Origin of the sequence: Desertibaculum subflavum (genome assembly GCA_003576705.1) — a bacterium.
Taxonomy (GTDB): domain Bacteria; phylum Pseudomonadota; class Alphaproteobacteria; order Ferrovibrionales; family Ferrovibrionaceae; genus Desertibaculum; species Desertibaculum subflavum.
Genome location: QOZS01000012.1, coordinates 55,572 through 79,207 on the forward strand (window position 1 = coordinate 55,572; position 23,636 = coordinate 79,207).

General features: G+C 70.1%; 23 protein-coding genes. 17 read left to right on the top strand and 6 right to left on the bottom strand.

All coding sequences use genetic code 11. From position 1 onward, the window contains the following. Positions 1-69: 69 nt before the first annotated feature. The 5 genes from DT074_RS08250 to DT074_RS08270 form a co-directional block, all read right to left on the bottom strand. The gene (locus DT074_RS08250; RefSeq protein ID WP_119419360.1) at positions 70-582 is read right to left on the bottom strand and encodes a DUF934 domain-containing protein; all 513 of its coding nucleotides are present in this window, start codon (positions 580-582) and stop codon (positions 70-72) included. Further along, a complete protein-coding gene (locus DT074_RS08255; protein ID WP_119419361.1) occupies positions 569-2,224 on the bottom strand; it encodes a nitrite/sulfite reductase in 1,656 nt (551 codons plus the stop codon). Before DT074_RS08255 ends, DT074_RS08250 begins: the two co-directional genes overlap by 14 nt. 11 nt (positions 2,225-2,235) lie before the next feature. Further along, entirely contained in the window at positions 2,236-2,514 is a 279-nt protein-coding gene (locus DT074_RS08260) for a DUF2849 domain-containing protein (protein WP_119419362.1), read from the bottom strand. Continuing rightward, entirely contained in the window at positions 2,511-3,899 is a 1,389-nt protein-coding gene (gene cysG / locus DT074_RS08265; protein ID WP_368744537.1) for a siroheme synthase CysG, read from the bottom strand. Before cysG ends, DT074_RS08260 begins: the two co-directional genes overlap by 4 nt. A 154-nt stretch (positions 3,900-4,053) precedes the next feature. Continuing rightward, positions 4,054-4,617: a hypothetical protein gene (locus DT074_RS08270; protein WP_119419364.1), complete on the bottom strand. Its 564-nt coding sequence runs from the start codon at positions 4,615-4,617 to the stop codon at positions 4,054-4,056. A gap of 164 nt (positions 4,618-4,781) precedes the next feature. Here DT074_RS08270 and DT074_RS08275 point away from each other — a divergent pair, with 164 nt between their 5' ends. From DT074_RS08275 to DT074_RS08355, 17 genes are all read left to right on the top strand, one after another. Further along, positions 4,782-5,225, top strand: coding sequence for a DUF6455 family protein (locus tag DT074_RS08275; RefSeq protein WP_162914726.1), 444 nt, complete (start codon positions 4,782-4,784; stop codon positions 5,223-5,225). Between the two features lie 33 nt (positions 5,226-5,258). Next, positions 5,259-7,433, top strand: coding sequence for a primosomal protein N' (locus DT074_RS08280; protein ID WP_119419366.1), 2,175 nt, complete (start codon positions 5,259-5,261; stop codon positions 7,431-7,433). A gap of 63 nt (positions 7,434-7,496) precedes the next feature. Then, a complete protein-coding gene (locus DT074_RS08285) occupies positions 7,497-7,691 on the top strand; it encodes a twin transmembrane helix small protein (protein ID WP_119419367.1) in 195 nt (64 codons plus the stop codon). 7 nt (positions 7,692-7,698) lie between these two features. Continuing rightward, positions 7,699-8,262 carry a cob(I)yrinic acid a,c-diamide adenosyltransferase gene (locus tag DT074_RS08290; protein ID WP_119419368.1) on the top strand — a complete coding sequence of 188 codons (564 nt, stop codon included), beginning with the start codon at positions 7,699-7,701 and terminating at the stop codon, positions 8,260-8,262. 125 nt (positions 8,263-8,387) lie between these two features. Next, positions 8,388-8,801 carry a Ros/MucR family transcriptional regulator gene (locus DT074_RS08295; protein ID WP_119419369.1) on the top strand — a complete coding sequence of 138 codons (414 nt, stop codon included), beginning with the start codon at positions 8,388-8,390 and terminating at the stop codon, positions 8,799-8,801. Between the two features lie 58 nt (positions 8,802-8,859). Continuing rightward, the gene (locus tag DT074_RS08300) at positions 8,860-9,303 is read left to right on the top strand and encodes a Fur family transcriptional regulator (RefSeq protein ID WP_368744544.1); all 444 of its coding nucleotides are present in this window, start codon (positions 8,860-8,862) and stop codon (positions 9,301-9,303) included. A 9-nt stretch (positions 9,304-9,312) separates the two neighbouring features. Next, positions 9,313-10,149, top strand: a complete 837-nt coding sequence (locus DT074_RS08305) for a lysophospholipid acyltransferase family protein (RefSeq protein ID WP_119419370.1) — start codon at positions 9,313-9,315, stop codon at positions 10,147-10,149. A gap of 37 nt (positions 10,150-10,186) precedes the next feature. Continuing rightward, positions 10,187-11,584, top strand: coding sequence for a tRNA (N6-isopentenyl adenosine(37)-C2)-methylthiotransferase MiaB (gene miaB / locus DT074_RS08310; RefSeq protein ID WP_119419371.1), 1,398 nt, complete (start codon positions 10,187-10,189; stop codon positions 11,582-11,584). After that, positions 11,574-12,569, top strand: coding sequence for a PhoH family protein (locus tag DT074_RS08315; protein ID WP_438503674.1), 996 nt, complete (start codon positions 11,574-11,576; stop codon positions 12,567-12,569). Before miaB ends, DT074_RS08315 begins: the two co-directional genes overlap by 11 nt. A 7-nt stretch (positions 12,570-12,576) precedes the next feature. Further along, positions 12,577-13,107 carry an rRNA maturation RNase YbeY gene (ybeY, locus tag DT074_RS08320; RefSeq protein WP_368744538.1) on the top strand — a complete coding sequence of 177 codons (531 nt, stop codon included), beginning with the start codon at positions 12,577-12,579 and terminating at the stop codon, positions 13,105-13,107. A 57-nt stretch (positions 13,108-13,164) separates the two neighbouring features. Further along, positions 13,165-13,965 carry a hemolysin family protein gene (locus tag DT074_RS08325; RefSeq protein WP_162914727.1) on the top strand — a complete coding sequence of 267 codons (801 nt, stop codon included), beginning with the start codon at positions 13,165-13,167 and terminating at the stop codon, positions 13,963-13,965. Between the two features lie 20 nt (positions 13,966-13,985). Continuing rightward, on the top strand, positions 13,986-15,506 hold the full coding sequence (gene lnt, locus DT074_RS08330) for an apolipoprotein N-acyltransferase (protein WP_119419373.1): 1,521 nt from the start codon (positions 13,986-13,988) through the stop codon (positions 15,504-15,506). Positions 15,507-15,722: 216 nt separating this feature from the next. After that, positions 15,723-16,211: a helix-turn-helix domain-containing protein gene (locus tag DT074_RS08335; protein WP_368744545.1), complete on the top strand. Its 489-nt coding sequence runs from the start codon at positions 15,723-15,725 to the stop codon at positions 16,209-16,211. A gap of 219 nt (positions 16,212-16,430) precedes the next feature. After that, on the top strand, positions 16,431-17,600 hold the full coding sequence (gene metK / locus DT074_RS08340; RefSeq protein WP_119419375.1) for a methionine adenosyltransferase: 1,170 nt from the start codon (positions 16,431-16,433) through the stop codon (positions 17,598-17,600). A gap of 13 nt (positions 17,601-17,613) precedes the next feature. Then, positions 17,614-18,339, top strand: a complete 726-nt coding sequence (trmB, locus tag DT074_RS08345; RefSeq protein ID WP_368744539.1) for a tRNA (guanosine(46)-N7)-methyltransferase TrmB — start codon at positions 17,614-17,616, stop codon at positions 18,337-18,339. 651 nt (positions 18,340-18,990) lie between these two features. Then, the gene (locus tag DT074_RS08350; RefSeq protein ID WP_119419418.1) at positions 18,991-19,785 is read left to right on the top strand and encodes a phosphodiesterase; all 795 of its coding nucleotides are present in this window, start codon (positions 18,991-18,993) and stop codon (positions 19,783-19,785) included. 84 nt (positions 19,786-19,869) lie between these two features. Next, positions 19,870-23,121 (top strand): AAA family ATPase, encoded by a 3,252-nt coding sequence (locus DT074_RS08355; RefSeq protein ID WP_119419376.1) that lies wholly within the window; start codon positions 19,870-19,872, stop codon positions 23,119-23,121. On the opposite strand, the gene DT074_RS08360 is transcribed toward DT074_RS08355, so the two are convergent. After that, positions 23,096-23,539: a hypothetical protein gene (locus DT074_RS08360; RefSeq protein WP_119419377.1), complete on the bottom strand. Its 444-nt coding sequence runs from the start codon at positions 23,537-23,539 to the stop codon at positions 23,096-23,098. The genes DT074_RS08355 and DT074_RS08360 overlap by 26 nt on opposite strands. Between the last annotated feature and the right edge of the window lie 97 nt (positions 23,540-23,636).

Consider the following 23,636-nt stretch of genomic DNA (forward strand, 5'->3'; position numbering starts at 1 on the left):
GGCTCTCCGCAGCACTGCCCTAAGGCGTGGATGGCCGGGACAAGCCCGGCCATGACGGAGCTGGCAAGACTAATCCGCCGCGGCCGGTCGCGCTTCCTCGCGCCGCAGATTGTCGAGCGTCGGGCGCAGGCGGCCGATCGGCTGATAGAAGGCGTGGTAGGCGGCGACCGATTTCGACCATTGCTGCAGCACGCGTGCGTCGGCCGTGTCGAAGCTGTCGAAGCCGGCGCGCAACATGTGGATCAGCTGGTCCGGCAGCACCTGGCCGGTGGCGCGCAGGTCGCCCTTGAAGCCGTAGCGCTCGCGCAGGAGGCGTGCCTGGCTGTAGGCGCGGCCGTCGCTGAATTTCGGGAAATTCAGCGCGACCAAGCCGAAGCGATGGATCTCCGGCCCGACTTCCTCCACCGCGTCGGTGTTCTTCAGGCCGAGGCCGAGCGGCGCGTTGCGCTGTTCCAGCACGGCGCGCTCCGCCCTCCAGCGCGCGAAGGAGACGATGACCGGCGCGTCAGCGGGCAGCGCCGCGTCGTCGGCGACCGTGGTCCAGCCGTCGGCGACGGCCTTGCCGTCCCTAACGAGGGGCATAGGCGCGCTCCTTGAACGGGGCGAGGCCGAGGCGGGCGTAAGTTGCGAGGAAGTCCTCGCCAGGCGCACGGATGGCGAGATAGGCCTCGACCACTGCCTCCACCGTGTCGACCACGCGATCGGCCGAGACCGCCGGGCCGAGCAGATCGCCGAGCCGGGCCTCCGGCCCGGCATTGCCGCCGAGGGTGATCTGGTAGAACTCTTCGCCCTGCTTGTCGACGCCGAGGATGCCGATGGCGCCGATGTGATGATGGCCGCAGGCATTGATGCAGCCGGAGATCTTGATCGAGAGCGGCCCGATCTCGTGCACGCGGCCGAGATCCGCGAAGCGACGCGTGATGCGCTGCGCGACCGGGATCGAGCGCGCATTGGCGAGGCTGCAATAGTCGAGGCCGGGGCAGGCGATGATGTCGGTGACCAGGTCCAGGTTCGGCGTGGCGAAGCCGACCGCCTCGGCGGCGCGCCACACCGCCGGCAGGTCTTCCACCGCCACATGCGGCAGCACCAGGTTCTGCGTATGCGTGACGCGGATCTCGCCGAGCGAATGCTTCTCGGCGAGATCGGCGACCGCTTCCATCTGCTCGGCCGTGGCATCGCCCGGCACGCCGCCTTCCGGCTTCAGCGAGAAGTGCACGATGGCGTAGCCCGGCTCGCGATGCGGCACGACATTGGTTTCGACCCAGCGGCGATAGCCGGGCGAAGTGCGGCGCAGGGTTTCGTGCGCGGGCGCAAAGCCGGGCTGCTTCGCATAGCGCGGCGGCGCGAAATGCGCCGCGATCTCGGCGATCGTCTCCGCCGGCAGCGCCAGCGCGCCGTCCCTGATCGTCTGGAACTCGACCTCGACCTCGTCCCGCATCTTTTCCGGCCCAAGCTCGTGCACCAGGATCTTGATGCGGGCCTTGTAGATGTTGTCGCGCCGGCCGTAGCGGTTGTAGACGCGCAAGGTCGCTTCGAGATAGCTCAAGAGGTCGCGCTTCGGCAGCCAATCCTTCAAGGTCGTGCCGATGATCGGCGTGCGGCCGAGGCCGCCGCCGACGATCACCTCGAAGCCGGTCTCGCCGGCCGCGTTCCGGTGCATGCGCAGGCCGATATCGTGCACCTTCACCGCGGCGCGGTCGGCCGGCGAGCCGGTGACGGCGATCTTGAACTTGCGCGGCAGGAAGGAGAATTCCGGGTGGTTGGTCGACCACTGGCGGATGATCTCGGACCAGATGCGCGGATCCTCGATCTCGTCCGGCGCGACGCCGGCCCAGGCATCGGCGGTGACGTTGCGGATGCAGTTGCCGCTGGTCTGGATCGCGTGCATGTCGACTTCGGCGAGCAGGTGCAGCGCGTCGGCCGCCTCCTCCAGCTTGATCCAGTTGAACTGGATGTTCTGCCGCGTGGTGAAGTGGCCGAAGCCGCGGTCGTGCCGGCGGGCGATCAGCGCCAGCTGGCGCATCTGCCGCGCGTCCAAAGTGCCGTAGGGAATGGCGACCCGCAGCATGTAGGCGTGCAGCTGCAGATAGAGCCCGTTCTGCAGGCGGAGCGGCTTGAACTCGTCCTCCGAGAGCTCGCCCTTCAGGCGGCGCGCCGCCTGGTCGCGGAACTGCTCCACCCGGGCGTGGACGAACATGCGGTCGTGGCGGTCATAGGCGTACATCTTCGTCGCCCTTAGATGGTGGGGCCGGTAGCGCGGATGCGCTCGCGCAAGGACGCGACACGGGGGCCCGCATCGCCGGTTTCGACTTCGATCAGATAGGGGCCGACCACGCGGGTCGCGGCATCGCGCCCGGCCTCGTCGAGCATCGCGTCGGCCTGCGCCGCGTCGAGCAGGAGGCGCGCCTCCTCCAGCCGCGTCGACCAGCGGCCAGTTTCGGCGAGATAGACCACGGCGCCGTCGCCCAGGCGGTTCGCCGTCACGGCCTGCGGACCTTTGGGCTTCCGGCTCATGACGCGGCCTCCAGTTCCTCGCAGCCGCTGGCGAAGGCGGGCGCGAGCCGCACCACTTCGCCGACCACCAGCAGGATCGCGGCACCCGCCGGCATCTGCGCCACCAGGATCGCCAGTTCGGCAAGGCAGCCCGTCGCCACCTTCTCGTTTGTGCGCGTGCCGTCGGCGATCACCGCCACCGGCGTCGACGGCGCAAGGCCGCCGGCCTTGAGCGCACGGGCGATCGAACCCGCCTGCGACGCGCCCATATAAATCGCCAGCGTGCCGCCGGTGCGCGCCAGCGCCTGCCAGTCCGGCCCCGGATGGCCGGCGCTGTCATGCCCGGTGACGAAGGTGACGTTCGAGGCGAGGCCGCGATGGGTGACCGGGAAGCCGGCAGCGGCGGTGCAGCCGAGCGCCGCGGTCACGCCGGGCACCACGGTCACGTCGATGCCGTGGGCGCGCAGATATTCGAGCTCCTCGCCGCCGCGGCCGAACACGAATGGGTCGCCGCCTTTCAGCCGCACCACGCGCTTGCCCTCGCGTGCCAGCGCGACCAGCAAGGCGTTGATCTCGGCTTGCGACTTCGAATGCCGGTCCTTCCGCTTGCCGACATGGATGCGCGCCGCATCGTGCCGGGCGCGGTCGAGAATGCCCTCGCCGATCAGCTCGTCATGCAGGATGACATCGGCGTCCTGCAGCGCGCGCAGCGCCTTCACGGTCAGCAGGTCGGGATCTCCAGGCCCGGCGCCGACCAGATGGACATGGCCGGCCGCCGGCCCGGCGGAGCCGTTCAGCTGCTCGACCAGCAGCGCCCGCGCCCGCGTCTCGTTGCCCGCCAGCGCGGCATCGGCGACGGCGCCGTCGGCGGCATGCTCCCAGAAGCGGCGGCGCTCGGCGAGATCGGGCAGCAGGCGCTTCGCGCTGTCGCGGAAGCCGGCGAACAGCTTCGCCAGAGTCTCGATCCGCGCCGGCAGCGCACGCTCGATACGCTCGCGGATACGCCGCGCCAGCACCGGCGCGGCGCCGCCGGTGCCGACCGCCACTACGATCTCGCCGCGCTCGACGATCGCCGGCATGACGAAATCGGAGAGATCCGCGCGATCGGCGACATGCACCGGCATCCGCGCCTCGCGGGCGGTGGCGGCGAGGCAGGCGGCCTCCTCCGGCTCGGCCACGGCGACAAAGACCAGCGCCGCGCCAGCCAGATCGCCACGCTCGATGCAGCCGCTGCGCGGCACGTCGGCCATCAGCTCGGCCAGGCTCGGGGCCGCCTGACCGGCCAGGCGCAGCACGACCGCGCCGGCGCGGTGGAGCTGCTCGGCCCGCCGTTCGGCCGCCGCGGTCGTCCCGATCACCACGACCTTGCGGCCGTGCAGATCCAGCATCACGGGAAGATGGCGCAAAACACACCCCAAGTGCGTAAATAATACGTTCTACATATCATTGGGCACAATACGGCCTCGGTCAAATGACATCGGCGCATGATCTCGCATAGTCAGTATCATACATATTCGAAGAGTATTATTTGATTCTTCCAAAATATTCCAATTTTATCAATCACTTATCGATAGATATCCGATCCAGCAGCAGCCTCAGGGTGTCGATATCCCGATCCAGCCGCCGGATATGCGTGTGCAATAGGGCCGTGTAGTTGATGAAGGGCGTGGCCTGGGCGATCGTGCCCGTCGCACCCATTGTTTCCGGCCGCGCCCCCGCCTGGGCGACCACCAGGATGTCGACCCAGCCGCCGGTGCGGTTCACCCGGCAGGCCGCCGAGTCGAGATCGCCAATGGTGAGATCCGGCGGCGCCGGCATCTGTCTGCCGGGCAGCAGGGCGCAGACGCGGCGCAGCTCCGCCTCCGGGCTCGGCCGGTGATCGGCGTTGTAGCGGCCGAACAGCGTCACCAACGGCCGGGCGCCGGCGCTGATGCAGCCGCCGGGACCGGCATCCAGGAACACGGCGATGCCCTGGTCGGGCTCGCCGATCGGCCGGCGGCAGGTAGGCAGGCCTGGCGGCAACTCGACGGCGAAGCCGTATTCGGGATTGCGGTAGGTTTCAGCCAGGGCCGGCCCGGCAAGCGCCGCGAGCCAACCAAGAACAGCGAATATCGCTTGGCGCATCGAACTCCCCGCCCGATCGCCTCACGGAACCGAATCTAAGGCGCCACGCGCCGCGCGCCACAGGCCTGCGCGAATTGTCACGCCCCTGACTCGTTTGATCACGGTCAAAGCTCCCGGGCAGTCACGCGCGCAGAGTTTTTCCAACGCCTTGTGGAGGCATCGACATGGCCCGATCCACCAACGCCCCTCACCGCGAATCCATGATCGCCGGCTGGCTCGCCGACGCCAAGGCTGCGTTTGCCGCGGCGCGCCGGCGCCGGGCTGAGCGCGCCGAGCTCAGTCACCTCCCTGCGGGCGACCGCGACCGGATCCTGCACGATCTGGGCGAGCCGCCGGGCGACATCAGCTTCGTCAGCCGCGCCCAGCCCTGCGCGGCCACGCTGATGGCCGGCATGATGAAGTTCGTCGGCGTCGATCCGCGTGACGCCGAGGCGCAGGGTCTGGTGCTGCGCGACCTGCAGCGGACCTGCGCCGAATGCCGGGAATGGCGGCGCTGCCGCTACTGGCAGGCCGGCGAGATCAAGGACGACCCGCGCGACTTCTGCCTCAACACACCGACCTTCGACGCGCTGAAGCACGAGAAGGTTCAGGCAAGCGCACGCGGATAGATCGCGGCCTACCGCCCCCCTTAAGTTGGGGCGATGCCGGATACCGAGTCGCCCGCCCGTCCCGCTGCCGTCCTGCTGCCGCTGCCGCTGGCGGGCGCCTACGACTATCTGGTGCCGGCGGGCGTGCGGCCGGGCGAGTTGGTGCTGGCGCCGCTAGGGCGCAGCATCAGCCTGGGCGTGGTCTGGGGCGCGGCGACCGGCGAGGTTGACGCCGCCAAGCTGAAGGCCGTCGAAGCCGGCATCGACTGTCCCCCGCTGCCGCCGGAGACCCGCACCTTCGTCGATCGCATCGCCGACTACACGCTGACGCCGCCGGGCGCGGTCCTGCGCATGTGCCTCAGCACCAGCGCCGCACTGGAGCCGCCGCCGCCGAAGATCGCCTATGCCCTCGGCCCGGCGGTGCCGGAGCGGCTGACCGCGGCGCGCCGGCGCGTGATCGACGTGCTGCAAGACGGCCCGCCGCGCAGCGTGGCCGACATCGCGGAGGCCGCCGGGGTCGGCACCGGCGTGGTGCGCGGCCTGATTGACGCCGGCGCGCTGACCGCGATCGAGCTGCCGGCGCATGCGCCGCCCCCGCTGCCCGATCTGGCGCGGCCGGGGCCCGATCTCAGCAAGGCGCAGCGCGAGGCGGCGGCGGCGCTGCAGGCGCGCGTCGACGAGGGCGCCTTCTCGGTCACCCTGATCGACGGCGTCACCGGCTCCGGCAAGACCGAGGTCTATTTCGAGGCGATCGCCGCCGCCGTGGCCAAAGGGCGGCAGGTGCTGGTGCTGCTGCCCGAGATTGCGCTGTCGGCGCAGTGGCTGACGCGCTTCGAGGCACGCTTCGGCGTGGCGCCGACCGAGTGGCATTCCGACCTGAGATCGACCGAACGGCGGCGCAACTGGCGCCATGTCGCGACCGGCGCGGCGCATGTGGTGGTCGGCGCGCGTTCGGCGCTGTTCCTGCCTTATCCCCGGCTCGGCCTGATCGTGGTCGACGAGGAGCACGACGCCTCGTTCAAGCAGGAGGACGGCGTGCGCTATCACGCGCGCGACATGGCGGTGTTGCGGGCGCAGATCGGCGGCTTCCCCGCCGTGCTCGCCTCGGCGACGCCCTCGCTGGAAACGCGCTTCAATGTCGAGCGCGGGCGCTACAGGGCCGTGCACCTGCCGAACCGGCACGGCGCGGCGGAGCTGCCGCAGATCCGCATGATCGACTTGCGCCGCGAGCCGCCGGCGCGCGGGCGCTGGCTGTCGCCGCCGCTCACGGCTGCTGTTCAGGAGACATTGGCCGCCGGCGAGCAGGCGCTGCTCTTCCTCAACCGCCGCGGCTATGCGCCGCTCACGCTCTGCGGCGCCTGCGGCCACCGCCTGCAATGCCCGAACTGCTCGACCTGGCTGGTCGAGCACCGTTTCGCCGGCCAGCTGCGCTGCCATCATTGCGGCCACGAGACGCGGCCGCCGCCGGCCTGCCCGGCCTGCGGCGCGGAAGGGCGCTTCAAGCCCTGTGGCCCGGGCATCGAGCGGCTGGCCGAGGAAGCGGCGGCGCTGTTTCCGGAGGCGCGTATCGCCACCGCCGCTTCCGATCTGCTGGTCGGCCCGCGTGCGGCAGAGGAGCTGGTGCGCAAGGTCCTCGACCGCGAGATCGACCTGCTGGTCGGCACCCAGGTGCTGGCCAAGGGCCATCACTTCCCGATGCTGACCCTGGTCGGCGTGGTGGACGCCGATCTCGGCCTCGCCGGCGGCGACCTGCGCGCGGCCGAGCGCACCTATCAGCTGCTGAGCCAGGTGGCCGGCCGGGCCGGCCGGGCCGAGCATCCGGGGCGGGTGCTGCTGCAAAGCTACATGCCGGAGGCGCCGGTGCTGCAGGCCCTCGTCACCGGCGATGTCGACGGCTTCATCGCCGGCGAGATGGCGGCGCGGCGCGAGGCCGGCATGCCGCCCTATGGCCGGCTCGCCGCGCTGATCGTCTCCGGCAAGACGCCGGAGCTGGTCGGCGCCCTGACGCGTGAGCTCGCCCGCACCGCGCCAAACGATCAGGGCCTCGAAGTCTGGGGCCCGGCGCCGGCACCGCTCACGCTGCTGCGCGGGCGGCATCGCCAGCGCTTCCTGGTCAAGGCCGATCGCGGCGTCCGGCTGCAGGCCGCGCTGCGGCGCTGGCTGGCGCCGATCAAGCCGCGCGCCGACCTTCGCATCGAGGTCGATGTCGATCCCCACTCCTTCCTGTGAGAAACGCGTGCCGACCACGCGCGTCACTGTGACGGCCGCGCCGCGGCGGCTTATCATGCGGCCATGAACCTGTTCGGGATCCTGGCCGCGATCACCATGCTGGCGGTGCTGACGGTGCTGCTGGCCGGCGTCGTGGTGATGGCGCGCGGCGGCGAGTTCAACCGCCGCTGGGGCAATGTGCTGATGCGCTGGCGCGTGCTGCTGCAGCTCGTCGCCATCGTGCTGATCGTGCTCGCCTTCCTGTTCTCCGGACGGTGACCCGGCCATGGTGAAGCTGACCCGCATCTACACCCGTGGCGGCGACAAGGGCGAAACCTCGCTCGGCGACGGCACCCGGGTGCCGAAGCACGCCTTGCGCGTCGCCGCCTATGGCGAGGTCGACGAGGCCAATGCCGTGCTCGGCCTCGCCCGCCTGCACGCGGCGGGCGAGATCGACGTCATGCTTTCCCGCATCCAGAACGACCTGTTCGACCTCGGGGCCGATCTCTGCACCCCGTTCGAGGACAAACCGAAATATCCGCCGCTTCGCATCGTCGAGGCCCAGGTCGAACGCCTGGAGCGCGAGATCGACGCGATGAATGCCGGCCTCGCGCCGCTCAATTCCTTCATCCTGCCGGGCGGCACGGCGCTCGCCGCCCATCTGCATCTCGGCCGCACCGTGGCGCGGCGGGCCGAGCGGGCGATCACCCTGCTTGCGGCTCACGAGAGCGTGAACGATGCAGCGATCCGCTATATCAATCGATTGTCCGATCACTTATTCGTTCTTGGCCGCAAAGCCAATGAAGACGGCGCCAGAGACGTCCTGTGGATTCCCGGGGCGAACCGTTGACACCGCCCGCTATCTTGGCAGCAGTAATCAAGTTCTAACCGGCCAATACTCGATACGCGCGATTTGATTTCTCTAATCGGCAAATATATTATCCATTTCACAAAATTGCTCAGCGGAGGCAAACGATGAACGAAAAGGCGGAAAAGGGAGAGATCCTCGGCCTTACGGCCAACATCGTGGCCTCCCATGTGGCCAACAACCGCGTGGATTCTACCGACCTGCCGCAGCTGATACGGCAGGTCTATGGCGCGCTCTCGGGCCTCGGCGAACAGGAGATTCCCACGGAGAAACTGCAACCGGCGGTGCCGGTGAAGCGGTCGATCCACCCCGACTACATCATCTGCCTCGAGGACGGCAAAAAGCTGAAGATGTTGAAGCGGCACCTGAAGACCGCGTACAATATGACCCCGGAGCAGTACCGGGAGAGATGGGCCTTGCCGCCGGATTATCCCATGGTGGCGCCCAATTACGCTAACCAACGGCGGGAACTTGCGAAAAAGATCGGACTTGGCACAGCGCGAAGCCGCGGAAGACGGTAACCGTAAAAGGCTCCACCTGAAGCGGCGGGCCGGCGAGGAGCGCGAGGACGAGGCCGACCTGCTTGCACGCATCGAGAAAGTCTGCGCCGAGCGCGGCTTCCGCATGACGGAGCAGCGCCGGGTCATCGCCGATGTCCTGGCCAAGGCGCATGACCACCCCGATGTGGATGCCCTGCACCGGCGCGCGGTGGCGGTGGATTCGCGCATCAGCCTCGCCACGGTCTACCGCACGGTCCGCACCTTCGAGGAGGCGGGCATCCTGACCCGGCACGATTTCGGCGACGGGCGAGCCCGCTACGAGCAGGCGCCCAGGGCGCACCATGACCACCTGATCGACCTGTCGACCGGCAACGTGGTCGAGTTCCGCAACGAGGAGATCGAGGAGCTGCAGCGCCGGGTGGCACAGCAGCTCGGCTTCAAGCTGGTCGACCACCGGCTGGAGCTCTATGCCGTGCCGGCCGATGGCCCAGCCTCGTCGCGGGGCAAGCGCGGCGGCAACTGACGGCGTCCGATGGCGACCATCCGCGCCTGGAGCATCGCTTTCCTGTTCCTCGTCTGGACGCTGCCGCTGATGCCGGTGCAGCTGGTCATGGCGGCGCTGGGCCTGCGCGGCGCGGCCTGGCTGCCGGTCTACTACCACCGCGTGGTCTGCTACCTGCTCGGCGTGCAGGTGGAGGTGCGCGGCACGCCCAACGGCGACGGCCCGACGCTGTTCGCCTCCAACCACGTCTCATGGCTCGATATCCCGGTGCTGTCGACGGTCGCGCCGCTTTCGTTCATCGCCAAGTACGAGATCGCCGGCTGGCCGTTCTTCGGCTGGCTCGCCAGGCTGCAGCGCTCCGTCTTCATCGAGCGCAAGGCGCGCCGCACCGCCGATCACCGCGACGAGATGATGGTCCGGCTGGAGAAGGGCGACAATCTCGTGCTGTTCCCGGAGGGCACGTCGGGCGACGGCATCCACGTGCTGGCCTACAAGAGCGCCTTCTTCGCTCTGGCGGAGCGTCGGATCGACGGCCGGCCGCTGGTGGTGCAGCCGGTCTCCATCGCGCTGAGCCATCTCGACCAAATGCCGGCCGGCCGCCGCTCGATGTCGGTCTATGCCTGGGTCGGCGACCAGGATCTGCTGCCGCATCTCTGGCGCTTCCTGAAATCGGGACCGACCCGCGTGGTGGTGGAGTTTCATCCGCCGGTGACGATCGCCGAGTTTCGTACCCGCAAGGACCTCTGCGCGCATTGCCGGCTGGAGACCATGCGGGGCGTCGATTCCGTGCTGACCGGACGACCGATCGACCGGCCGGTACCGCAGCCGCCGGCGCCGATGCTGCCGCCGATCGCGGAGGCAGCTTGACGATGGGCTTGTGCGTGCTATCACCGCGCCCCCTCGGATGACCGTCTCACCATCCCCGCCGGCCGGCGCCAGCCGCAAGGTCCACGTCAAGACCTATGGCTGCCAGATGAACGTCTATGACAGCGGTCGCATGATCGACGCGCTGGCCCCGGCGGGATTCGGCGGCGCCGAGACGGCGGAGGAGGCCGATCTCGTCATCCTCAATACCTGCCACATCCGTGAGAAGGCGGCGGAGAAGATCTATTCCGAACTGGGCCGCCTGAACGTCCTGCAGCGCGAGCGCGCCGCCGAAGGCCGCCGGCTGATGATCGTTGTCGCCGGCTGCGTCGCCCAGGCCGAGGGCATGGAGCTGGCCCGCCGCGCGTCCAATGTCGACGTCGTGGTCGGTCCGCAATCCTATCACCGCCTGCCCGACCTGATCGCCCGCGCCGCCGCGAGCCCGCCGGGCCGTCCCGCCCGGCTGGTCGACACCGACTTCCCGGTCGAGAGCAAGTTCGACCTTCTGCCGGAGGAAGCGACGCCGCGCGGGCCGGCCGCCTTCCTCTCGGTGCAGGAAGGCTGCGACAAGTTCTGCTCGTTCTGCGTCGTGCCGTATACGCGCGGCGCCGAGTATTCCCGCCCCGCCGCCGACGTGCTGGCCGAGGCGCGCCGCCTCGCCGCCGGCGGCACTGTCGAGCTCACGCTGCTGGGCCAGAACGTCAACGCCTTTCACGGCGACGGGCCGGACGGCCGCAGCTGGTCGCTCGGCCGGCTGATCCGGGCGCTGGCCGAAATCGACGGCGTGCAACGGCTGCGCTACACCACCTCGCATCCGCTCGAGCTCGACGACGAGCTGATCGCAGCGCATCGGGACGTGCCGGCGCTGATGCCGTTCCTGCATCTCCCGGTGCAGTCCGGCTCCGACACCATCCTCGCCGCGATGAACCGTCGTCACACCGCCGCGCATTATCGCGACATCGTCGCGCGCCTGCGCCGGGCGGTGCCGGATCTCGCGCTTTCCTCCGATTTCATCGTCGGCTTTCCCGGCGAGACGGAGGCGGATTTCGCCGCAACGCTCGACCTGGTGCGCCAGGTCGGCTTCGCCCAGGCCTATTCGTTCAAGTTCAGCCCCAGGCCCGGCACCCCGGCCGCCGAGATGACCGACATCACCGTTCCCGAGCCGGTGAAGGCCGAGCGGCTCGCCCGGCTGCAGGCGCTGGTCGGCGAGCAGCAGGCCGGGTTCAACCGCGCGACGATCGGGCGCACCATGCCCGTGCTGCTGGAGCGGCCGGGCCGCCGGCCGGGCCAGCTCGCCGGACGGTCGCCCTATATGCAGGCGGTGCATGTCGAAGCGCCCCTTACCCTGCAAGGCCGGATCGCGGCGGTGACGATCGAGAGCGCCGCCACCCTCTCGGTCACCGGCCGTCTGTCGGAGGCACCGTCCCGTGCGGCCTGACCCGACGCGCGGGCCGAAGGGCAAGGCGGCGCCGGCAGCCGATCGCACCGCGCTGATCCTGCATTTCGAGAACAACGACCTGCTGCCGGAGCTGTACGGCGACCACGACCGCCACCTCGCCCGCATCGAGCAGAAGCTGGCGGTGACCATCGCGCCGCGCGGCAACCGGGTGGCGATCGCCGGCGACGGCGACCGCATGGCCGCCGGCGAGGTGCTGCGCGCCCTGTACCAGCGGCTGGAGCGCGGCGAGCCGGTGACGCTCGGCGATGTCGACGGGGCCATCCGCCTGGTCGCCGAGGGCGTCGACCCGTCGAGCGACGCGCTGCGTTTCCGCACCCGACGCAAGCTGATCGGCCCGCGCTCGCCGACCCAGGCGCGCTACATGGCGGCGCTGGCCAAGCACGAGCTGGTGTTCGGCCTCGGCCCGGCCGGCACCGGCAAGACCTATCTGGCGGTCGCCGCCGCGGTGACCTTGCTGCTGGCCGGCAAGGTCGACCGCATCGTGCTGACCCGGCCGGCGGTGGAGGCGGGCGAGCGGCTCGGCTTCCTGCCCGGCGACATGCGCGAGAAGGTCGATCCCTATCTGCGCCCGCTGTTCGATGCTCTGGAAGACATGCTGCCGGGCGAGCAGATGACGCAGTGGATGGAGACGGGCAAGATCGAGGTCGCCCCGCTCGCCTTCATGCGCGGCCGCACGCTCGCCCATTCCTTCATCATCCTGGACGAGGCGCAGAACGCGACGCCCATGCAGATGAAGATGTTCCTGACCCGCCTCGGCGAGCATTCCCGCATGGCCGTCACCGGCGATCCGAGCCAGACCGACCTGCCGCCCGGCATGGTGTCGGGCCTGGCCGACGCGCTGGAAGTGATGGAGGATGTCGAGGAAGTGCCGGTCATCCGGTTCGGCGAGGCCGATGTGGTGCGCCATCCGATGGTGGCCCGCATCGTGCGCGCCTACGAGGCGCGGGAGCGGCGCCGCCGCTGAGATGCCGATGCCGCCACCGCCGAAGATGGCCGGGCTGGAAGTCGAGGTCCGGATCACCCATTCCGACTGGCGGCGCGCCTTGCGTGCGCCGGCCGCGCTGTGCCGCGAGGCCGCCGCGGCGGCATTGGCGCGCGGCCGGGCCGGGCGTGGACGGCACAGCATCGCCTTCCTGCTGACCGACGATGCCGAGATGCGCCGCCTCAACCGGCGGTATCGTGGCAAGAACAAGCCGACGAACGTGCTATCATTCCCGGCGATGCCGGATGAGCGGGTCGCGGCCGGGGGAACGATTCCCGGAACGGCGCGCCATCTCGGCGACGTGGCGCTGGCGCTGGAGACGGTGCGGCGCGAGGCGAAGGAGCAGGGCAAGACCGTGCGCAGCCATGTGAGCCATCTCGCCGTGCACGGCGTCCTGCACCTGATCGGCCATGACCACCAGAACGACGCGGAGGCGGAGGCGATGGAGGCGCTGGAGACGCGCATCCTGGCCGGCCTCGGCATCGCCGATCCGTATCGCCTGACCAGGGATGACCGCTGAACCATGAACGAGGACCGAAGTAGCGGACGCGACGAACCCCATCAGCGCAGCGGGTGGTTGCACGACCTGCTGCGATCGATCGGGCTGATACCGCCCGGGGAGGGCGGCGCGGCGGGCGAGGACGGGCGCGAGGCGCCGCCGCTCGCCAAGGTGATGATCCGCAACCTGATGCGGATCGGCGAGCTCAGGGTCGGCGACGTGATGGTGCCGCGGGCCGACATCATGGGCGTCGAGGCGTCGAGCGGCCTGGACCTCACGGTCAAGGCCTTCCGCGAGGCCGGCCATTCGCGCCTGCCGGTATATCGCGGCACGCTCGACGAAGTGATCGGGATGCTGCACGTGAAGGACCTGCTGCCGCATTGGGGCGGCAACGGCGAATTCGCCATCCCGCTCATCGCCCGCCCGGTGTTGTTCGTCCCGCCTTCCATGCGGGTGCTCGACCTGCTCGGCGAAATGCAGGGCTCGCGCCTGCACATGGCGCTGGTGATCGACGAGTACGGCGGCATCGATGGCCTGGTCACCATCGAGGACCTGGTCGAGCAGATCGTCGGCGATATCGAGGACGAGTACGACGAGGCGGAGCCGCCGGCCCTGGTCGACCGGCCCGACGGCTCGATCGACACCATCGGCCGCGCCACCGTTGACGAACTCGAAAGCAAGCTCGGGCTCAACCTGCGGACCGACGAGTTCGAGGACGAGGTCGACACCGTAGGCGGGCTGGTGGTCGCGCTGGCCGGCCGGGTGCCGCGGCGCGGCGAGCTGATCCGCCATCCCGCCGGCATCGAGTTCGAGGTGCTGGACGCCAAATCGCGCCGCGTCGACCGGGTGCGCGTGCGCCGCTCCCGCGCCGCCGCCTGATCCGCCCGGGACGTATCGGCATGGCGGCGTTCGCCGCGCGCGTCGCGGCGCTCACGGGCTGGCGCCGCGGCCTGCTCGCCCTCATCCTCGGCGCCGGCCTGACGGCGGCGCAGCCGCCGGTCGATCTCGTAATCATGCTGGTGCCGGGCTTCACCGGGCTCTGCTGGCTGCTCGACGGCGCGCGCGGACGGCGCGGCCGGTTCGTCACGGTCTGGTGCTTCGCCTTCGGCCACTACCTGACCGGCGTCTACTGGATCAGCGAGTCCTTCTACGTCGATGCCGAGCGCTATGCCTGGCTGGTGCCGGTGCCGCTGCTGGTGCTGCCGGCCGTCATGGCGCTGCTGCCGGCCGCCGGCTTCGCCGCCGCGCCCTGGCCGCGGGCCGCGCTCGCCCGCCCCTTCGCGCTCGCCGCCATCTGGCTGGCGGTCGACTGGCTCAAGGCCTACGGCCTGCTCGGCTTTCCCTGGAACCTGGCCGGCCAGGCCTGGGACGCCTCGACCGCGATGCTGCAGGCCTATGCCCTGCTCGGCATCTTCGGCGCTTCGCTCCTGACCGTGCTGATCGCCGCGCTGCCGGCGACGCTCGGCACGCGTCACGGCCGGCTCGCGGTCGGCGCCGGGATGGTGACGTTGGCCGCCTGGTGGGGCCTCGGCAGCTGGCGGCTGGCCGTCACCGAGATCGCGACGGTGCCCGGCGTGCAGCTGCGCCTGGTGCAGGCTAATATCGCGCAGCAGCAGAAATGGCTGCCGGAAGAGCGCTTCCGCAATCTCGAGCGGCAGATCGAGCTGTCGGCCGGCGGCGCGGCGACGCCGACCCATATCGTCTGGCCGGAGACGGCGGTGCCCTTCCTGCTCGATGCCGAGCCGCGGCTGCTGCAATACCTGGCCGAGCAGCTCGGCCCCGAGACCGTGCTGCTGGCCGGCGCGCTGCGGCGCAGCCCGCCCGGCCAGCCGGTCCAGGTGTGGAACAGCCTGCATGTGGTGCAGGGCGGCCAGGTGCTGGCGACCTATGACAAGCGGCACCTGGTGCCGTTCGGCGAGTTCCTGCCCTACCGCCCGTTGATGAGCCTGGTCGGACTCGACCGCGTGGCGCTCAGCGCCGTCGATTTCAGCGCGGGCGAGAGCGGCGACGGCCGCCTGCCGGTGCCGGGCGCCCCGCTCGCCCGCACCCTGATCTGCTACGAGGCGATCTTCCCGGCCGAGGTGCGCGACGGCGCCGAGGGCGCGGGCTGGCTGGTCAATGTCACCAACGACGCCTGGTTCGGCGTCAGCGCCGGGCCTTACCAGCACCTCGCCGCGGCCCGCGCCCGGGCGGTCGAGCTTGGCCTGCCGCTGGTGCGCGTGGCGGGCACCGGGGTGAGCGCGGTGATCGACCCGCTCGGCCGGTTTGCCGCAAGACTGGAACTCGGCACCGCCGGCACCGCCGACAGCCCGCTGCCCGCTGCGATCAACGGTCGGACCGTGTATCATCGCTTCGGCGATAGCGTGTTCGGGGCGCTATGGCTTCTCTGCGCCATTGCCGCTTTTGTCACGCGACGGTAAGCGTCAGGCTTTGCATGCTCGCCACGCGCGAACCTGAGTTGCCTTTCTCTCCAAATATTATAGTTAACGAATGGCGAACTCGCAAAATCATCCTTGTGAACTATTGACTGTAATTTCTTCGAGAAAAACCAACAAAGTAAATATAAGCTGTTGGGCAGATTGACATGACATGGAGTGGGGATTATAGGCTCTGGCCGCACAGTTGCATGAAAGATCATATCGCGTCGACCCGGTCTTTCTTCCATTTGGGAAAGGTTGCAAGTGGCAGGAAAACGCAATCCCGTCGACGTTCATGTCGGCACCCGGATCCGACTTCGGCGCACCCTTATGGGATTGAGCCAGGAGAAGCTCGGTGAGCTGGTCGGGCTGACCTTCCAGCAGATCCAGAAGTACGAGAAGGGCGCCAATCGTGTCGGCGCGAGCCGCTTGTACCAATTCGCCAAGGTCCTGGAAGTCCCGCCGTCGTTCTTCTTCGACGACATGCCGGAAGATGTCTCCGGCGGCCCGCTCGGCGGCTTGAACGAGCCCGATCCCGAGCCCTACGAGACCGCCGATCCGATGACCAAGCGCGAGACGCTGGAACTGGTCCGCGCCTATTACAAGATCGATGATGCGCTGGTGCGCCGCCGCCTGTTCGAGCTGGTCAAGGCCGCCGGCGGCACCGTGCGCACCCGCCGCCGCCGCGCCGCGCCCGATTCCGCCTGACGCCGCGCCGGCCGCGGCGCCAGAAATGCCGCTTCGGCCCGGAATGCGACGGTTCTGTGATCGCCCCGCAAGCGACCAGGCGGAAGCGTGACAAATCCGCATCGTGCCGCACGCAGCTTGACCCCGCGACCCCGGGCCGGCCATAACTCCGCCCTTCGCGCCGCTGGCCGGCGCTGCCATCCGCCTATTCCCTGACCACGTGCGACGAGGGAGAGCTAAGTGCCGCGCCGCGACTATCTGTTCACCAGCGAGTCCGTCTCCGAAGGCCATCCGGACAAGGTCTGCGACCGCATCTCGGATGCGGTGGTCGACACCTACCTGAAGGCCGATCCCTATTCGCGCGTGGCCTGCGAGACGCTCGCCACGACCAACCGCGTGGTGCTGGCCGGCGAGACCCGCGGCCCCGCCAGCGTGACGCCCGAGCTGCTGATCCAGGTCGTGCGCGACTGCATCAAGGATATCGGCTACGAGCAGGAAGGCTTCCACTGGAAGACCGCCGATGTCGCGGTGCATCTGCACGCGCAGTCGGCCGACATCGCCATGGGTGTCGATGCCGCCGGCAACAAGGACGAGGGCGCCGGCGACCAGGGCATCATGTTCGGCTATGCCTGCCGCGAGACCGAAGACCTGATGCCGGCGCCGATCTACTACGCGCACAAGGTGCTGCATCTGCTGGCGCAGGACCGCCATGCCGGCAAGCTGCCGAAGCTCGGCCCCGACGCGAAGAGCCAGGTGACGCTGGAATACAAGGACGGCAAGCCGGTGCGCGCCACCAAGCTCGTCCTCTCCACCCAGCACACCGCCGACGTGAAGGAGATGAAGGAGGTCGAGGCGATCGTCGTCCCCTACTTCAAGAAGTCGCTGCCGGCCGGCTGGATGGACGGCGCCGAGCTCTACGTCAACCCGACCGGCCGGTTCGAGATCGGCGGACCCGACGGCGATGCCGGCCTGACCGGACGCAAGATCATCGTCGACACCTATGGCGGCGCGGCGCCGCATGGCGGCGGCGCCTTCTCCGGCAAAGACCCGACCAAGGTCGACCGCTCCGCCGCCTATGCCTGCCGCTACCTCGCCAAGAACGTGGTCGCCGCCGGCCTCGCCGAGCGCTGCACCATCCAGGTTTCCTACGCGATCGGCGTCTCCGACCCGCTCTCCTTCTATGTCGATCTCGGCCAGAACAACGGCGTCGACCCGGCCAGGCTGGAGAAGATCCTGCCGGAGCTGTTCTCGCTGAAGCCGCGCCGCATCCGCGAGCAGCTCGGACTGAACAAGCCGATCTATGCGCGCACCGCGGCCTATGGCCATTTCGGCCGCAAGCCCGAGGCCGATGGCGGCTTCTCCTGGGAGCGCACCGACCTGGCGGAGGAGCTGAAGCGGGCCTTCGCCTGAACCGGGCCTTCGCTTGAGCGGAGGGCTGCTCACGGCCGCAGCAGCATCGGAAGAACGGCGCCGCGTCTACGGCCGGCGCAAGGGCAAGAAGCTCCGCGCGGGCCGGCAGGCACTGGTCGACGAGCTGCTGCCGCGCCTGCAGCTCGATCTGCCGCCGAGCGGTCCGCTCGATCCGGCCGCCCTGTTCCCGCGGCCGATTCTCGGCCTGTGGCTGGAAATCGGCTTCGGCGCCGGCGAGCACCTGGTGGCGCAGGCGCGCGCGCATCCCGAGCTCGGCTTCATCGGCTGCGAGCCGTATCTGAACGGCATGGCGGCCTGCGTCGCCCAGGTGGCCGAGAGCGGGCTCGACAATGTGCGCCTGTTCGGCGACGACGCGCGGCTGATCCTGGAGCGGCTGCCCCGAGCGACCCTCGGCCGCGCGCATATCCTGTTTCCCGATCCCTGGCCGAAGGTCAGGCATCATCGCCGCCGCATCGTCTCGATGCCGGTGCTCGACCTGCTGGCCGCGGCGCTGACCGACGAGGCGGAGCTCAGGCTCGCCACCGACCACATGGATTATGCGCGCTGGATGCTGGCGCATCTGATGCGCCATCCCGCCTTCGAGTGGCTGGCCGAGCGCCCAGCCGACTGGCAGGCCCGCGCCGAGGACGAGACGCCGACCCGCTACGAGCAGAAGGCGCTCGACCAGGGCCTGAAGCCGATCTACCTGCGGTTTCGCCGCCGGCCCCGGGCCGGCTGACCACCGCCGACCGAACAGCGGCGCATCTGTTCCCCGCCGCCGTCGTAGCCGGGCTTGACCAGGGTACCGGTTGCGCAGGTGGAGAGGCGCTCGGCAAAGGCGGCGCATCTGTTCCCCCACTTCGTCATGCCCTGACGAAGATCCGGGCATCCACGGCTTTCCGCCGAACTGCGGCTGCCGCGTGGGTGGCCGGGTCAAGCCCGGCCACGACGGGAGGGTACGGAGCGTCTGTTCCGCGGCGCGTCTGTTCCGCGGCGCGTCTGTTCCGCGGCGCGTCTGTTCCGCGGCGCGTCTGTTCCGCGGCGCGTCTGTTCCGCGGCGCGTCTGTTCCGCGGCGCGTCTGTTCCGCCTTCAGGGCTGCTTGCGTGTGACGGTACATTCTGTCAAGCGCAGCGGCTCGCCGAACCGACGCATCGGACAGACCGGTTTCGGGGGCAATCTCGCATACCCCTTTGACAAAACACACCCTTCCTTTCTCCCCACCGCGGGAGGCGGCCGGGGGAAGGGCCTTGGCCAGGGCCCGGCCTCTGGACGGGCGGGCGCCCCGATGATCGAAACGCAACAGAATATTACATAAAAAGCAAAATCTATGCAAGAACTATGGTGGCCGGCGACGCCGCCCGCTGGCACGAAACCTGCTGCCGAATTCGCATGCTGATCGCCCAGATCTCCGACACGCATGTGCGGCCGAAGGGGAAGCTCTATCAGGGGCTGGTGCCGTCGAACCGCATGCTGGCCCAGGCGGTGGACCACCTGAACGCGCTCGACCCGCGGCCGGATCTGGTGCTGCTGACCGGCGACCTGGTGGATGAGGGCCAGCCGGCGGAATACGCCGCACTGGCCGAGATCCTGGCCGGCCTGCGCATCCCGCATCTCCTGATCCCGGGCAACCACGATGCCCGCGACGTGCTGCGCGCCGAACTGCCGGCACATGGCTATCTGCCGGCGCAGGGGCCGCTCGACTATGCGATCGAGGACCATCCGGCGCGCATCGTCGCTCTCGACACCACGGTGCCGGGCAAGCATCACGGCGCGATCGGGGCGCCGAGCCTCGCCTGGCTGGATGCGACGCTGGCCGCCGATACCGGCCGCCCGGTGCTGCTGATGCTGCACCACCCGCCCTTCCTCTGCGGCATCCCCTATCTCGACAAATACGGCCTTGAGGCGCCGGAGCGGCTTGCCGCCGTGGTGGCGCGGCATCCCCATGTGGAGCGCATCCTGTGCGGCCATGTGCACCGGCCGATGCAGGTGCGCTTCGCCGGCACGCTGGCCGTCACCTGCCCGTCGACCACGACGCAGATCGCGCTACGTCTGCGCGCGGACGCGCCGCCGGCGAGCTTCCTGGAGCCGCCCGCCTGCCTGCTGCATCTCTGGCGGCCGGATGCCGGCATGGTGACGCATACGAGCTATATCGGGCGTTTCGAGGGACCTTTGCCGTTTGCGTGACGGCCGGCATTGACGGACGCTCGGGCAATGACATGGCGGCTTCCGATATAGTCAAATGCCGGCAGGCCAGATGGGTGCGCCGCGGTGCCGGACCTTGTCACATGGCTGCAGGAAATCGGCCTCGGCAAATATGCCGGGGCCTTCCTTGCCAATGAGATCGCCTTCGAGCAGGTCGCGACGCTGACCGAGGCGGATCTGCGCGAGCTCGGCCTGCCGATCGGGCCTCGCAAGCGCGTGCTGGCCGCAGCCGCGCGCGCGGCGGCACCGGCGCCGGAAGCCGCCGCCGGCGAGCGAAGGCCGCTGACCCTGCTGTTCGCCGATATCGTCGATTCCACCGCGATCGCAAGCCGGCTCGACCCGGAGGAATGGCGCGACCTGCTGCTGACCTACCAGGCGGCGATCCGTGCCGCGGTGGAGCGCTTCGGCGGCCATGTCGGCCAGTATGTCGGCGACGGCGTGGTGGCCTATTTCGGCTGGCCGCAGGCACATGACGACGATTCCGACCGCGCCATCGACGCCGGCATGGCGCTGCTCGCCGCGATCGAGCGCGTGAACCAGTCGGCGGCCGAAAGCGGGCGCCCGGCGCTGGTGGCACGCGTCGGCATCCATGCCGGCACCGTGGTGATCGGCGGCAACGGCGAGGTCTATGGCGAGGCGACCAATGTCGCAGCGCGGGTGCAGGCGGCGGCCGAGCCAGGCACGCTGTTCATCACCGAGCGGGTGCGCGAAGCCTGCCAGGGCACGCTGCTGCTGGAGGATCGCGGCAGCCCGGCGCTGAAGGGCGTGAGCCAGCCGATCCGGCTGCATCGCGTCATGGCGCCGGCGCTGGAGCGGCGCCGGCTCGGCGCCCACGGCATCGGCCATCTGAACCCCTTCGTCGGACGCACGGCCGAGCTCGACCTGTTGCTGGCACGGTGGCGTGCGGTGCGGGCCGGCCATGGGCAATGCATCACCGTTCTGGGCGAGCCCGGGATCGGCAAGTCGCGCCTGGTGCACGAGTTCCACGCCCGCATCGCGCCCGAGGCGCCGATCTGGTTCGAAGGCGGCGGCACCCAGCATGCCGCGCAGACGCCGTTCCACGCCCTGGTGCAGCTCGCCGGCAAGGCGCTCGGCCTGCATCCCGCCGATCCCGTGGAGGTGCAGATCGAGCGGCTACAGCGCGCGCTGAAGGCGGCCGGCATCGACGCGGAAGCGGTACCGCTGGTGGCGGAGATGCTCGGCCTCGCCGTGCCGGCCGGCCGCTTCCCGCCGCAGCTCTACGCACCGGACCAGCAGCGCCGCCGGCTGCTCGCCACGCTCGCCACCTGGATCCGCCGGGTGGCGCGGCGCCGGCCGACGGTGATCGTGCTGGAGGACATGCAGTGGATCGATCCTTCCACCGCCGAACTGGTCGAGCTTCTGGCCGGGCGGCTGGAGGCGACCGCACTGCTGCTGCTGATGACGCGGCGGGCGGACAGCGCGCCGCCCGCCGGCCTGCCGGGCACGACGCTGACCCTGCCGCGCCTTGGCGCTGGCGAGGTGCGGCAGATCGTGCTGCGGCTCTGCGCCGAGCGGATGCCGCCGGCCGAGGTGCTGGAGACGCTGATCGAGCGCGCCGACGGCGTGCCGCTCTATGCCGAGGAGCTGACCCGCGCCGTGCTGCAGGAGGATGCGGCGACACCGGCGCCCGAGATCCCGGCGACGCTCGCCGCCTCGCTCGCCGCCAGGCTCGACCGGCTCGGCCCGGCCAAGGCGGTCGCCCAGGTCGCCGCGGTGATCGGCGGCAGCCAGCCCTATGCGCTGTTGCGCGCGGTCGCGGACCTGGCCGAGGCCGAGCTGCAGCCTCTGATGCGGCAACTGGTGGCGAGCGACATCCTGCTGCAGCAGGCGACGCCGACCGGCACCGCCTATGCCTTCCGCCACGCGCTGGTGCGCGACGCCGCCTATGAGAGCCTGCTGCGCAGCCAGCGCAAGCGGCTGCACCGGCGCACCGCCGCACTCATCGGCGAGCGCTTTCCCGATCTCGGCCGCGCCGCGCCGGCACTGCTCGCGCATCACTGGGCGCGGGCCGGCGAGGTGGAGCAGGCGATCCTAGTCTGGCAGGAGACGGCGGCCGCCGCCGCGGCGCGGCACGCCTTCAAGGAGAGCGAGGCGGCGTATCAGGCGGCCCTGGCCCTGCTCGCCAAGCTGCCGCCGGCGACGGCGCGCGACGCGCGCGAGCTGAAGCTGCTGCACGGGCTGGTCGCCGTGCTGCACATCACGCGCGGCTATTCCGCCGCCGAGACGGTGGCGGCGACCGAGCGGGCGCAGGCCCTGGCCCAGCAGGCGGGCGACGTGTCGCAACTGCTGACGCAGCTCGCCGGCCGCTGGGTCGCGCTGTCGAGCGCCGGCGACTACGAGGCGGCGGCGGCGATGTCGCGCCAGTTCGGGGCGCTGGCGGAAGCGACCGGCGAGGCCGATCACCTAGGCAATGCGCAGATGATCCGCATGACCTCGCTGTACCGGCAGGGCGAGCTCGCCCCGGCCGAGCAGGCGTTCCGCTCGGGCGAGCGGCATTTCGCCGAGCCGCGCTTCGCCCGCCGGCCCGGCGCGGTGGCGCAGACCTACGGCAACGCCGCACGCATCGCCTGGCTGCTCGGCGACTTCCGCGCCGCCGATGCCCGCATGGCGCGGGCGCTGGCCGTCGCCGAGCAGCTGGACAATCCTTACGACAGATCGTTCGCCGCCTATATGGCGGCAATCATGCATGTGCTGCTGCGCCGGCCGGCGGCGGCGGTCGAGCAGGCCGAGGCTGCGCTGGCACTGGCCGAGAAGAACGGCTTTCCGCAATTCGCCGCGATCTCGCGCATCGCGCTCGGCCGCGCCCTGGTGGACCGCCCGGACGGACGCCCGGCGCCGGCGCTGATCCAGGACGGCCTCGCCGGCATGATGGGCACGCGCTCGCGCGTGGCGCTGACGCTGTACCTCGCCTGGCTCGCCGAGGCGCAGGCGGCGACCGGCGCGGCGGCCGAGGCCGAGCGCAGCATCGAGCGGGCGCTGGAGATCAACCTGCGCGAGCGCTTCTTCTGGCCGGAGCTGCTGCGCCTCAGGGGCGAGCTGCATGCGCGCGCCGGCCGGATGGCGGAGGCGGATGCCGACATGGCGGCGGCGCTCGGCGAGGCGCGGGCGATGCGGGCGGCGACGCTCGAGCTCCGCGCGCTGCTGTCGCTCGCGCGCCTCGGCCGCGGCGATGTTCGCGCGCCCCTCGCCACGATCCGCGCCGCCATCGACGACGGCAGCGATCTCGACGACCTCAAGGAGGCGCGCGCCGCGTTGCAGCGCACCGGCGCGGCTACCAGCAGCTCGCGTCGATCTTGACCGCCTCGCCCATGACCAGCTCGTCGATGACCTCCTCGCCGGTCTCGTCGCGCGGGTTGGAGGAAATCAGCCAGAAGCGGTCGGGCCCGCTCTGCTGCAGCAGGAAGGTGTCCTGCATCGCCGCCTCGTGGCCCCCGGGCCCGCGCGACTGGCGCTCGAAGCGGATCTCGGCGGCGACCAGCAGCGGCGGGCCGCGGTCGATCACCTCGTAACGCCCCGACAGGGAATAGATCGAATGCCTGAGGCGCAGGCCCGGCGCCGCCTGACCCCACATGGGGCTGTTGGTGGCGCGATGCTCGCCGCGCAGGCCGCCATCCGCCCCGAGGGTGATGCGGCCGAGACCGACCAGGTGACGGGCCAGGCGGTCCTGGCGGTCGAAGCCGCCGAAACGGAAGACGTAGTCGCCGTGCAGTTCCATGCGACGCCCCCCAATCCAGCGCCGGTCAGAGGGGGTGCCGGCGCCGGCGCGACGCTAGCCCAGGGCGAATTGCCGGTGCAAAGCAAAAATGCCTAGT